Origin of the sequence: Micromonospora sp. D75, assembly GCF_018070405.1 — a bacterium.
Lineage (GTDB): Bacteria > Actinomycetota > Actinomycetes > Mycobacteriales > Micromonosporaceae > Micromonospora > Micromonospora chalcea.
The window spans coordinates 1-12160 of record NZ_JAGPXV010000112.1 but is presented as its reverse complement, the minus strand read 5'-3'; the positions used below and the strand labels follow the sequence as shown (position 1 = coordinate 12160).

Annotated in this window: 15 protein-coding genes; 14 read left to right on the top strand and 1 reads right to left on the bottom strand. The window is 75.1% G+C overall.

Translation table 11 applies throughout. From position 1 onward, the window contains the following. The 13 genes from KBX39_RS09855 to KBX39_RS09795 form a co-directional block, all read left to right on the top strand. A partial coding sequence (locus KBX39_RS09855; protein ID WP_210870110.1) for a YggS family pyridoxal phosphate-dependent enzyme occupies window positions 1-640 on the top strand: 640 nt, incomplete at its 5' end. 193 nt (window positions 641-833) lie between these two features. Further along, window positions 834-1535, top strand: a complete 702-nt coding sequence (locus tag KBX39_RS09850) for a cell division protein SepF (RefSeq protein ID WP_210870108.1) — start codon at window positions 834-836, stop codon at window positions 1533-1535. Window positions 1536-1563: 28 nt separating this feature from the next. Next, complete coding sequence (locus KBX39_RS09845; RefSeq protein ID WP_030500249.1) at window positions 1564-1869, top strand: YggT family protein; 306 nt, start codon at window positions 1564-1566, stop codon at window positions 1867-1869. A gap of 41 nt (window positions 1870-1910) precedes the next feature. Continuing rightward, entirely contained in the window at window positions 1911-2717 is an 807-nt protein-coding gene (locus tag KBX39_RS09840; protein WP_043329484.1) for a DivIVA domain-containing protein, read from the top strand. A 72-nt stretch (window positions 2718-2789) separates the two neighbouring features. Next, window positions 2790-3554, top strand: coding sequence for a hypothetical protein (locus KBX39_RS09835; RefSeq protein ID WP_210870106.1), 765 nt, complete (start codon window positions 2790-2792; stop codon window positions 3552-3554). Window positions 3555-3556: 2 nt separating this feature from the next. Next, entirely contained in the window at window positions 3557-3865 is a 309-nt protein-coding gene (locus KBX39_RS09830) for a DUF167 domain-containing protein (protein ID WP_210870104.1), read from the top strand. Between the two features lie 22 nt (window positions 3866-3887). Further along, window positions 3888-5393 (top strand): potassium/proton antiporter, encoded by a 1506-nt coding sequence (locus KBX39_RS09825; RefSeq protein ID WP_210870103.1) that lies wholly within the window; start codon window positions 3888-3890, stop codon window positions 5391-5393. Window positions 5394-5617: 224 nt separating this feature from the next. Beyond that, window positions 5618-6037: a TraR/DksA C4-type zinc finger protein gene (locus KBX39_RS09820; protein WP_030500254.1), complete on the top strand. Its 420-nt coding sequence runs from the start codon at window positions 5618-5620 to the stop codon at window positions 6035-6037. A 66-nt stretch (window positions 6038-6103) separates the two neighbouring features. Further along, a complete protein-coding gene (lspA, locus tag KBX39_RS09815) occupies window positions 6104-6706 on the top strand; it encodes a signal peptidase II (RefSeq protein ID WP_064445234.1) in 603 nt (200 codons plus the stop codon). Next, a complete protein-coding gene (locus KBX39_RS09810) occupies window positions 6703-7647 on the top strand; it encodes an RluA family pseudouridine synthase (protein ID WP_043329487.1) in 945 nt (314 codons plus the stop codon). The genes lspA and KBX39_RS09810 overlap by 4 nt, the downstream gene beginning before the upstream one ends. A 2-nt stretch (window positions 7648-7649) precedes the next feature. Next, the gene (locus tag KBX39_RS09805; RefSeq protein WP_210870101.1) at window positions 7650-8504 is read left to right on the top strand and encodes a hypothetical protein; all 855 of its coding nucleotides are present in this window, start codon (window positions 7650-7652) and stop codon (window positions 8502-8504) included. Window positions 8505-8644: 140 nt separating this feature from the next. After that, window positions 8645-10183, top strand: coding sequence for a hypothetical protein (locus KBX39_RS09800; protein ID WP_064445237.1), 1539 nt, complete (start codon window positions 8645-8647; stop codon window positions 10181-10183). Window positions 10184-10232: 49 nt separating this feature from the next. Beyond that, window positions 10233-11060, top strand: coding sequence for a DUF2567 domain-containing protein (locus KBX39_RS09795; protein ID WP_064445238.1), 828 nt, complete (start codon window positions 10233-10235; stop codon window positions 11058-11060). Here the strand turns inward: KBX39_RS09795 and KBX39_RS09790 are convergent. After that, window positions 11026-11730 carry an LON peptidase substrate-binding domain-containing protein gene (locus KBX39_RS09790; protein WP_210870099.1) on the bottom strand — a complete coding sequence of 235 codons (705 nt, stop codon included), beginning with the start codon at window positions 11728-11730 and terminating at the stop codon, window positions 11026-11028. The two genes, KBX39_RS09795 and KBX39_RS09790, sit on opposite strands and share 35 nt — an antisense overlap. Before the next feature lie 108 nt (window positions 11731-11838). Here KBX39_RS09790 and KBX39_RS09785 point away from each other — a divergent pair. Continuing rightward, window positions 11839-12160 (top strand): histidinol dehydrogenase (locus KBX39_RS09785; protein WP_210870097.1); only part of this gene is annotated, 322 nt, incomplete at its 3' end.

Genomic DNA, 12160 nt, shown 5'->3' with positions numbered 1-12160 from the left:
GCAGCGGGACGCGGTCACCCTGGTCGCGGTGACCAAGACGTACCCGGCGTCGGACGTGGTGGCGCTGGCCGCGCTGGGCGTGACCGACGTCGGGGAGAACCGCGACCAGGAGGCGGCGCCGAAGGCGGAGGCGGTGGCCGACGCCGGCGCCGCGCCGCGCTGGCACTTCATCGGCCAGTTGCAGCGCAACAAGGCCCGGTCGGTGGTCCGGTACGCCGACGTGGTCCAGTCGGTGGACAGCGTCCGGCTGGCCGCCGCGCTGGACGCCGCCGCGGGCGCGGTCCGGGACCGGCCGCTGGACGTGCTGGTGCAGGTGAGCATCGACGGCGACCCGGCCCGGGGCGGGGCACTGCCGGGCGCCGCCGATCCGCAGCGCGGGCTCGACCCGGTCGCTGCGGCGGTGGCCGGCGCGGACGGCCTGCGGCTGGCCGGCCTGATGGCGGTGGCGCCGCTGGGCTGGGAGCCGGACCGGGCGTTCGCCCGGCTGGCCGAGGTGGCGGCGGCGCTACGGGCCGACCATCCGGGCGCCACGGAGCTGTCGGCGGGGATGAGCGGCGACCTGGAAAGCGCGATCGGGCACGGCGCGACACATGTCCGTGTCGGCAGCGCGTTGCTCGGAATGCGCCCTGCGCTGCGGTAGCCTCACCACGACGGAAGCAAATTACATCAGTGTTGTTCAGGACGGCGTCCCCGTAGCCGGGGGCCGTGACGGGCGGACCGCGAACCGCACGTCAGGGGATTGCCGATCCGGTCCGGTGGGCATGATCGTCCACTCGTGATCAAGCGACACGGCACGGGGGCGCGTGCCGCACGGCGGACGGAAGGGCGCGGGGATGGGTGCACTGCGCAAGGCGGGGGTCTGGCTCGGTCTGGTCGAGGAGGACGACGAGCGGGCGTACGAGGACGGTGGCTACGACAAGGGTGGCTACCGGGACTCGTCGCGCTACCGGTCGAGCCGGTACGCCGAGGAGTTCGCCGACGAGGACGACGACGAGGCCGACGAGCCGCCGGCGACGCGGTCCCGCCTCAGCGACCGGGGCCGGCTGTCCGAGCGCGCCTCCAGCCGGTCGGTCGACACCGACCGGGGCGACGTGGAGCGCCCGGAGCGGGTCGAGCGCTCCAGCGTCCGGTCGATCACCCGGTCCTCCGCCGGCGATACCTCGGGCGCCCTGACCTATCACACGCGGGACAATCTCGCGCTCGCGCCGCAGGCCCAGCCGCGCGAGCGGGAGCGGGTGGCGCCGGAGGACGAGCAGCGCTACCAGATCACCACGCTGCACCCGACCACCTACCGCGAGGCGCGGACCATCGGCGAGCACTTCCGGGACGGCGTACCGGTGATCATCAATCTCACCGAGATGGACGAGGCGGACGCCCGCCGCCTTGTCGACTTCGCCGCCGGGCTCGCGTTCGGCCTGCGCGGTACGATCGAGCGCGTGACCAACCGGGTGTTCCTGCTCTCACCGGCCAACGTCCAGGTCACCGCGGAGGACAAGGCCAAGATCGCTGAGGGCGGCTTCTTCAGCCTGAGCTGACCCACATGACCGAGGGACGTCGCCTGCCGTGTTGTCGATCCTGTTCCAGGTGCTCTACCTGCTGCTGTACATCTTCCTAATTGTCCTTTTGGCGCGATTTGTTATGGGGGCGGTGCTGGCCTATGGTCGCCGCTGGCAACCGGGCCGGGGAGCGTCGGCGGGACTGGAAGTCGTGTGGAGCGTCACTGATCCGCCCCTGCGAGCGTTGAGGCGTGTGATCCCGCCACTGCGAATTGGTACCGTGAGCATCGACCTGGCCTCCCTTGTGCTCCTGGTTATCCTGTTCGTGCTGATGGAGTTCGTGTTTAGGCGCCTGATCTTCGCGTTTGCCTGACCAGAGCGCTTTCGCGGCCGCAACTGACCCGAGGAGTTTCGATGCCGCTGACCCCGGCCGACGTTCACAACGTCGCCTTCAAAAAGCCGCCGATCGGCAAGCGGGGGTATGACGAGGAGGAGGTCGACGCCTTCCTGGACGAGGTCGAGCGCGAGCTGGCCCGTCTGATCGAGGAGAACAACGAGCTGCGCGCCCAGGTGGAGCGCGGCGGTCGGGGTGGCGCTCCCGCCGGCCCCGGCGGTGACGCCCGCCTCGCGGCGGAGCTCAACGACGTCAAGGCCCAGCTCGACCGGGTGCAGCGCGACAAGGCGGCCGCCGAGCAGGCGGCCCGCGCGATGCAGGCCGAGCTGGAGCAGGTCCGCACGCAGGGCGGCCCGGCCGGGGTGACCGGGGACGGCGAGCAGCAGGCGCTGCGGGTGCTCATGATGGCCCAGCGCACCGCCGACGACCACGTCTCCGACGCCCGTCGCGAGGCCGACCAGCTGCTCTCCGAGGCCCGTTCGAAGGCCGAGGAGGTCACCCGGGAGGCGCGCGCCAAGGCCGACGCCCTGGAGCGGGACGCCCGCCAGCGGCACCAGGAGGCCATGGGCGGCCTGGACGCCAAGCGCACCGCGCTGCAGAAGCACATCGAGGAGCTCAAGCAGTTCGAGCGCGAGTACCGCACCCGGCTCAAGGCGTACCTGGAGAGCCAGCTGCGTGACCTCGACGGTCGCGGCCAGGGCCTCGAGGTGGAGATGAACCGCGCCGAGGGCACCCGTGCCGCCGGCAGCAACGGTCTCGCCGCGGCCGGCCTCGCCGGCTCCTACGGCGGTGGCCGCGGCGCCGGCTCGCTCGAGTCCGGCCGCTGATCCCGCGTCGGTGGCCGTCCCCGTGACGGCCCCCGACCGCCCCGACCGACACGACGCGGCCGGGGGTGAGCCGTGGTAGCCGCCAGCATCCTGCTCATCGTCGTCGCGGTCGTGCTGCTGGTCGCCGGGCTCGCCGGCGGATCCAGCCTCCTGCTCATCGTCTCGATCGCGGCCAGCGTCCTGTCCGCCGTCGTCTTCGTCGCGTTCGCCCGCCAGGCGGCCGCGGCGCGGGCCACGGCCGGCCGGGCGACCGGGCCGCGTACCCGGACCGCGCACACCGTCCCGTCTCCGGACGACCCGGTGAGCCCGGTCCCGCACCACACGTCCACGGTCGACGCCGGCGGATCCGGGTGGCGGCAACCGCCCGGGTCGCCGGTGACCGAACCGGACGACACCCCGCCGCCTGCCGCGTACTCGCCGCCGGCCGATCCGTTCGACGCCGATCCGTACACCGCGCCTTACGAGCCGGCGACCGCCGAGTCGTACGAACGCGTCGCCGCCGAGCCGGTGACCGACGCGGAACCGACGCCCTACTCACCGCCCGGCCGGCGCGCCTCGGACGCCACGCGGCCCACCTCGCCCGCGCCGGGCGATGCGTTCGACGGCGACCCGCCGGCCGAGTTCCTCTCCGCCGGGCAGGTGGCCCGGCTGGTGCGGCTGCCCGGCGAGGTCCTGGTGGTCGACGGCCACCCCCGCTTCCACCTGCCCGGCTGCCCGCATCTGGTGGGCCGGGAGGACGAGCCCGTTCCGGTCGCCGAGGCGGTCGGCCTGGGCTTCACCCCGTGCGCGCAGTGCGCCGCCGCCACCACCCTGCTGGCCGAGGCCCGGCCCCGCTGACCATGACGATCGCGGACGACACGCTCACCGTCGCGGTGCGGGTGAAGCCCGGCGTGGCCCGGACCCGGGTCGGCGGCCGGTACGACGGGCCGCTGGGTCCCGCGCTCGTCGTCGCGGTGCACGCGCCGGCGGTGGACGGCCGCGCGACCGAGGCGGCCCGGAGGGCGCTCGCCGAGGCGCTCGGCGTCCGGCCGGCGACCGTGTCGCTGCGCTCCGGCGCGGCCAGCCGGGACAAGCTCTTCCTGGTGGAACGCCCGCACGCCGAACTGCCCGGGGTGCTGCGGCGACTGCGCGACGGCAGCACGCCGTGAGATCCGCCCGGGCCGGTCGGCGATGACCCCCGGGCTGGACGTCGCGTTGCTGGTGGGCGCCGCCGTGCTGCTGGTGGCGGTGGGCGCGGTGCGCTTCTCCACCCGGCTTGGCGTGCCGAGCCTGCTGGTCTACCTGGCGCTCGGGGTGCTGCTCGGCGAGGCCGGGCTGGGCATCCGCTTCGACGACGTCGAGCTGACCCGGGTGCTCGGCTTCTGCGCGCTCATCGTGATCATCGCGGAGGGCGGCCTGACCGCCCGGTGGAGCACGCTGCGGCCGGTGCTCGGGCTGGCGGCCACGCTGTCCACCGTCGGCGTGGTGGTCAGCATCGTGGTCGTCGGCGTGGTGGTGCACCTGCTGCTCGACCTGGACTGGCGGCTGGCGCTGCTCTACGGCGCGGTGCTCTCCTCGACCGACGCGGCGGCGGTGTTCGCCACGCTGCGCCGGTTGCGTCTGCCGCCCCGGCTGGTGGCCGCGCTGGAGGCCGAGTCCGGGGTGAACGACGCGCCCGTCGTGCTCGTGGTGCTGCTGCTCTCCCGCGCCGGAGCGGAGGTGGCCCACCCGTGGTGGTACGAGGCGCTGCTGCTCGGCTACGAGCTGGGCGTCGGCGCGGCGGTCGGGGTGGGCGCCGGGCTGGCCGGGCGGTACGCGCTGCGCCGGGCCGCGCTCCCGTCGGCCGGCCTGTACCCGATCGCGGTGGTCGGGTTCACCGTGCTGGCGTACGCGGCCGGCTCGGTGGTGCACGCCTCCGGCTTCCTCGCCGTGTACGTGGCCGGCGTGCTGCTCGGCAACTCCCGCCTGCCGCACCGGCAGGCCATCCTCGGCTTCGCCGACGGGCTGGCCTGGCTGGCCCAGATCGGCCTGTTCGTGCTGCTCGGCCTGCTGGTCTCGCCGAGCCGGCTGGACACCGCGGTGCTGCCCGCCGTGATCACCGGGCTGGCCCTGCTGCTGCTCGCCCGGCCGTTGTCGGTGGCGGTGTCCGCGCTGGCGTTCCGGGTCAACCTGCGCGAGCAGCTCTTCCTGTCCTGGGCCGGTCTGCGCGGCGCGGTGCCGGTCGTGCTCGCCACCATCCCGCTGTCGCTGCACGTGCCGGGGGCGGACCGCCTCTTCGACGCGGTCTTCGTGCTGGTGGTGATCTTCACGTTGCTCCAGGCCGGCACGCTGGCGTCGGCGGCCCGCCGGCTGGGCGTGATCGCGCCGGCCGAGCCGAACGAGATCATGCTGGAGACCGCCCCGCTGGAGCGGATGCGCGCCGACCTGCTCCAGCTGGAGGTGCCGGACGGGTCCCGGCTGGCCGGGGTGCACGTGGACGAGCTGCGGCTGCCGGTGGGCGCCGCGGTCACGCTGGTGCTGCGCGACGGCGTCGGGTTCGTGCCCGGCGCGGACACCCGGCTCAAGGTCGGGGACAGCCTGCTCATCGTCGCCACCGCCGGCGTACGGGACGAGACCGAGCGGCGGCTGCGGGCGGTGAGCCGCCGGGGCCGGCTGGCGCGATGGTTCGGGGAGTACGGCGAGGAGACGGCCCGCTGATCTGCTACCGTTCCTTTTGCCCCGATTGATGGCAGTCCGGGGCGGATACGTGGGACGACGGTGCGGCACGTTGTCGGACGCCTGTACGTTCCGTATTCTTGCCAACCTCCGGAGTGCACGGCGGGCCCGCTCGCCGTGCACCCTTCCGTACGCGGAGACGCCGACGAAGGCGTCCCCGCCCACGTACCGCTGACCGCCGCGCCACGCGGCTGAGGGAGCTGACGATGGCGAAGCCAGCCGACACCAGGACCGCCGGCCGCAAGCCCGCGCCGAAGGCCACCCGCAGCGCGGCGGAGACCGAGAAGATCCGGGCCGCCCTGGCGGCGCGGCGGGACGAGCTGAACGCCGAGTACGATCAGACGCTGAGCGAGATCACCGAGCTGCAGCGCGACCGGCTGACCGACTCGGCCGGGGACGACCAGGCCGACACCGGCACCAAGACGTTCGAGCGGGAGCAGGAGATCTCTCTCGCCAACAGCATCAAGGAGCGGATCACGCAGGTCGAGCGCGCGCTGGAGCGCCTCGACGAGGGCGGCTACGGCTGGTGCGAGCGGTGCGGCAACCCGATCCCGGTGGAGCGGCTCGCCGCGTTCCCGTCGGCCACCCTCTGCGTGACCTGCAAGCAGCTGGAGGAGCGGCGCTGATCACCGCTCCCCGGCGGCCGTACGGCAGACGGTGACCACGCCGTCGCAAGCGTCGATGGGGAGCAGATGACCGCAGCACCGCCCGCCGGTTCCGGCACCACCGAGTCGGGTGCCGGCGCGCCCCGCCGCAGGGCCGTCGGCCTGCTGCTCGGCGTGTCCCTGTTCTCGCTGCTGGCGGATCTGGGCACCAAACAGCTCGCGCTGGCCGAGCTGACCGGCCGGGAGCCGGTGTCGGTGCTCGGCGGCGCGGTCTACTTCAGCCTCACCCGCAACAGCGGCGCCGCCTGGAGCATCGGCTCCGACCACACCTGGGTCTTCCCGATCATCACGTTCGTGGTGATCGGGTGGATCGCGTGGATGGCGCTGCGGCTGCGCTCGCTGCCGTGGGCGGTGTCGCTGGGCCTGGTGCTGGGCGGCGCGCTGGGCAACCTGATCGACCGGATCTTCCGCGCGCCCGGGCACTTCGTCGGCCACGTGGTCGACATGATCAGCCTCTTCGACCCGTACGGCCAGGTCTGGCCGGTGTTCAACCTGGCCGACAGCTCGCTGGTCTGCGGCGTGGTGCTGGCGGTCTTCCTGGAGCTGACCGGCCGGCAACGCGACGGCTCCCGGCTGCGCGACGAGAAGCGCGACGACGCCGCCGCGACCGAGCAGCGGGAGACCGCGTGACCTCCGCGTTCGCCGCAGGCGGCGACACCCGCTCCCTGCCCGTCCCGGACGGCCTCGACGGCATGCGCCTGGACCAGGCCGTGTCCCGGCTGTTCGGGCTCTCCCGCACCGCCGCCGCCGGCCTGATCGACGCCGGCGACGCGCTCGTCGACGGCGTGGCCCGGCCCAACTCGCACAAGGTCAAGGCCGGCTCGTGGCTGGAGGTCACGCTGCCCGCGCCGCCCGCCCCGCCGACCGTGGTGCCGCAGGCCGTGCCCGGCCTGACCGTGGTGTACGCCGACGACGACATCGTGGTGGTGGACAAGCCGGTCGGGGTGGCGGCGCACCCGAGCCCCGGCTGGACCGGCCCGACGGTGATCGGCGGGCTGGCCGGCATCGGCCACCGCATCTCCACCAGCGGCGCGGCCGAGCGGCAGGGCGTGGTGCACCGGCTCGACGTGGGCACCACCGGGATCATGGTGGTGGCCAAGAGCGAGCGCGCGTACACCGCGCTCAAGCGGGCGTTCAAGGAGCGCGAGGTGGAGAAGCGCTACCACGCCGTGGTGCAGGGCCACCCGGACCCGCTGCGCGGCACCATCGACGCGCCGATCGACAGGCACCCGCACCACGACTACCGGTGGGCGGTGGTCTCCGGCGGCAAGCCGAGCATCACCCACTACGACACGCTGGAGGCGTTCCCCTCCGCCAGCCTGCTCGACGTGCGGCTGGAGACCGGTCGTACGCACCAGATCCGGGTGCACTTCTCCAGCATGCGGCACCCCTGCGTGGGCGACCTGACCTACGGGGCGGACCCGACGCTGTCGGCCCGGCTGGGGCTGTCCCGGCAGTGGCTGCACGCCCGTTCGCTGAGCTTCGCGCACCCGGGCACCGGCGACGAGGTGACGTTCGTCAGCGACTACCCGGAGGATCTGGCCCGGGCGCTGGAGATCCTGCGCGACTGACCATGAGCGACGACGCCGCGCCGCCGCGCCGGTCCCGGTTCACCACGCTGACCTGGCTGGCGCTGGCCTGCGCGCTGGTGGTGCTGGTGGTAGCGGTGGCGCAGCGGCGGGACCGTCCGGTCAGCGACCGCACTGTCGGCGAGGTGACCCGGGTCGGGGTGGCCGCCGGCGCGAGCGTCCCGGCGTACCTGCGTGCCGCCGGGGAGGAGTTGGCCGCCCTCGACGCGCCCGACGCCTACGCGCTCGTCTCGTTCGCCGGCTACCTGACCCCGGCGCGGGCGGCCGCCGCGCTGGACGGCGCGCCGGTCTCGGCGGTGGTGGCGCGGGTGCCGCTGTCCGGCCGGCAGACCGAGATCGTCCGGATCGCGGCGTTGCGGCTGCCGGACGACGTGGTCGCCGGGATGGCCGACGTCGCCGGGCGCAAGGACCGGGAGGCCGCCGACTACCGGTCGCGCGCCGCCGTCCCGGCGGCCACCGCCGATCCGGAGCTGCGCCGGGTGTACGAGAGCGGGGCCGAGGTCGCGGCCCGGGAGGCGGACGCCTACCGGACCGGGTGCGCCTGCGTGTACGCCGCGGTGGTCCGTGCCGCGCCGGACGCGCTGCGCGCGCTCGCCGGGCGCCCGGACGTACGGGTGGTGGACCCGGCGCCGGAGGTCACCCGGCTCGACCGGACGGTGTTCACCCCGCCGCTGCCGGAGCAGCGTGACGTGGCCCGGCCGCCCGCGGACAGCGCGGCGGCCCTGGGCGGCGGAATGGGCGATTCGTCGGAAGCTGCACGGACGGTGAGCGGACCTTCACCGACCGCCCGTGCGCCGGTCCCCGGATCCGGGCCACCCAATCCCGCTCCCACCTCCTGAGACATCAGCGGGCGCGGCCACCCGGTCGATCCCACCGTGCGGCGGGTCACCGGGCGATGTGCGGCGCGGGGAGTGGTCCGAATAGGGTTTCGTTCGTAGCCTGTCAGGCGGAGATCGATGGGCTGGGGGAGGGCGAATCCTTGGACGGCAGCGAGACCGGCTGGGGTCGGCAGGGCGAGCCGGCACCGCGGTGGCGGGCGCTGCTCGACCGGGCCCGGCTCGGCGGTCGCGGCGCGGAGCACGCCGACGCCGACCGGCACGTCGAGGACCACCACGCGCCGCCGCCCGACCCGCTGCCACGCCGCGCCGCCGGCACCGGCTGGACCGGGCGCGCCGCCGCCGTCGGCCGCGCCCCCGACGGGTCGTACGGCGCCGAGCCCGGTTACCGGGCCGAGGCCACGTTCCGGGTCGACCCCGCCTTCCGCGCCGACCCCCGCCAGGAGGGTGAACCGGCCTACCGGGCCGAGCCGGCGTACCGCACCGACCCGGAGCCGTCCTGGCGCGCCGGGCAGCCCTATCCGGCCGAGCCGTCCTGGCGCGCCGAGCCGTCTGTCGCGCCGGACCCGTCCTTCGCCGCCGAGCCCCGGCCGGAGCCGTCCTGGCGCGCCGAACCGGCGCTGCCGGAGCCGCGCGGCCGGGCCGAGGCGCCGGCCGAGTCGCGCTACTCCCTTCTCGACGGTGGCTACCGGCCCGCGCCACCGCCGGCCGAGTCCCGGTACGCCCTGCTCGACCGGGGCCGCTACCGGCCGGACGTCCCGCCCGCGCCGGAACCGGTGGTGCCCGCGCCGCGCAGCCCGCTGGAGGGCCGCTCCGGCCGCGCCGGGCGGGTCGCGCCGGCCCAGGCGCAGTGGCGTGCCCCCGAGCCGGACGCCGAGCTGGAACGCGCCACCAGCGTGCTGCGCCGCGAGCTGGGCACGCCCCGGGTGCTCGCGTTCGCCAACCCCAAGGGCGGGGTGCACAAGACCACCGCCACCGTGCTCGCCGCGGCGACGGTGGGCAGCGTCCGCGGGCGCGGCGTGCTCGCCTGGGACGACAACGAGCTGCGCGGCACGCTCGGGCTGCGGGCCGGCAGCGCCCGGCACGCCCGCACCATCCGCCACCTGATCCACGACCTGGCGCAGATCGAGATCCTCGAGGGCAACCGGCTGCTGTCCCACCTCGACGACTACCTGCGGCACGCCTCCGACGGCTCGTACGACGTGCTGGCCGGCGAGGAGAGCCCGCGCTTCGCCCAGCGGCTCGACCAGTTCACCGTCAAGCGGGTGCTGGAGCTGCTGCGCCGCACCCACGAGGTGGTCTGCGTGGACACCGGCAACAACGTGGAGAGCCCGAACTGGCGCACCGTGATGCAGGCCGCCGACCAGCTCGTGGTGACCACCGTGCCGCGTGAGGACGCGGCGTTCAGCGCGGACTGGATGCTCGACCTGCTGCACGAGGAGGGCATGGGCGACCTGGCCGACAACGCGGTCACGTTGATCTCCTGCCCGACGCCCGGCCGGACCTCCCTGCAGGACGACCTGGAACGGCACTTCGCCACCCGGACCCGGGCGGTGGCGGTGGTGCCCTACGACCCGGCGCTGGAGACCGGCTCCTCGATCGAGTACCACCAGCTCCAGGCCGAGACCCGCAACGCCTGGCTCAAGGCCGCCGCGGTGATGGTGGAACCGTTCGCGCGCTGAGGCGGCGACCACCGCCCCGCGCCGTGCCCCGGCCTGAGAGGATCAACGGGTGACTCCGGACACCCCTGATCCCGAGCGGACGCGCGAGCGTGCCGACGGCGCCGAGGCGCGGCCCGAGCGCGAGCAGCCGCCTGCCTGGCCCGGCGGACCACCCGGCTGGCCCGGCGGACTGCCGGTGCCCGCCGGCACCCCGGTCACCGCGCCCGGCGCCGACCCGCTGGCCGGGCATCCGGGCGTCGTGACGCAGCTCCCCGGTGCGTCGCCCGCGTCCCGGCGATCCGCCGGCCGGGTGGTGGCGACCACCCTCGGCGTGGCCGCGCTGCTCACCGCGCTCGGCGCGCCGCTCGGGCTGCTCTGGGTGTGGGCGGCGCCGGCCACCCCGGTACGGCAGACGCCGGCCGGCGCGGTCTACGCCACCACGCAGCCGGAGCAGCCGATCGCCGCGGACGGCTGGTTCAGCCTCCTGACCCTCGGCTTCGGCGTGCTCGCCGCGATCACCCTGTGGGTGGTGCTGCGCCGCCGGCGTGGTCCGGCGGGCCTGCTCGCGGTCACCCTCGGCGGTCTCGGCGCGGCGGTGGTGGCCTGGCAGGTCGGCCGCCGGATCGGCCTGTCCACGTTCCAGCGGCTGGTGGAGACCGCGCCGCCGGGTACCGCCTTCACCAAACCCGTCGACCTGCGCGCCGGCGGCGTCGACTGGTTCGGCCCGCTCCCGCTGCCGCACGGCAACCTGCTGCTCGCCGCGTTCGGCGCCGCAGTCACGTACACGCTGCTCGCGGGCTGGTCGCGGTGGCCGTCGCTGCGGCCGGAGCCGGAGTTCGACGGCGGGTGGCCGCCGCCGGGGTTCAGTTCGGCGCCGGGAGACCCGCCAGCTCGCTGAGCGGCACCGGCACCGCCCGGACCTGCCGCAGCAACGCCGTCTCCCGGTTGAGCAGGCGCAGCTCGGCCCGCAGGCGGGCGGCGGTGTCGTCGATGGCGAGCAGTCGCTGCCGGTCGTCCACGGTCAGCGCGGCGGTCGCGGCCACCAGGTGCGAGAGCACCGTCGGGTCCTCCGGCAACTGCTCGGAGATCTCCTGCTGGTCCGGCCGGATCAGGCCGAGATATTGCCGGAACACCGAGATCACCCGGGCCGCCAGCAGGTCGGCCGTCTCGTCCGGGCCGCCCGGCTCGGGCAACCACTCCACCTCCGCCGTCAGGTAGGGCTCGGCGGAATGGTCGACCTCGGCGAGGCGGAACCGGCGCCGCCCCACGGTGACGATGTCGAACCCGCCGTCGGCCAGCTCGGTGACCTGCCGCAGCTCGGCGGTGCAGCCCACCTCGTGCAGCGTGACCTCGCCGGCGGTCAGCCCGAAGCGCCCCGGCGGCCCGGCCGGCGCCACCTCCCAGCCGGCCCGGATCGCGACCACGCCGAACTCGCGCGGCGCGCCCTCGGGCAGCGCCACCAGGTGGCGTACCAGCGCCCGGTAGCGCTCCTCGAAGATGAGCAGCGGAAGGACCAGCCCGGGGAAGAGGACGGTCCCGAGCGGGAACACCGGCAGCCGTGCGCTCACGCGATCGAGCGTATCCCCAACGCGCCCGCCCGCGCGTGTCCCGGCTCACCGTCCCGGCGTGCGGGCGGCCCGGGCCGGTCGCCGCGGCGGCGGCCTAGACTCGCAGGCGTGCTGAATCGGATCGACCTGCGCGGCGGGGCACGTGACCCGCGCCGCCTGCTGCCCCGTGCCCAGCTCGACGTCTCCGTGGCGGTCGAGCGGATCCGCCCGCTGGTCGAGGCGGTCCGGGAGCATGGGTACCCGGCGATCCGGGAGGCCAGCGAACGGTTCGACGGTGTGTCACCGGAGCGGCTGCGGGTGCCGGTCGAGACGATCCGCGCCGCCGAGGACGAGCTGGACCCGCAGGTCCGCGCCGCGCTGCTGGAGTCGATCACCAGGGCCCGCAAGGTGCACGCCGACCAGCGCCGCACCGACCACACCACGACCGTGG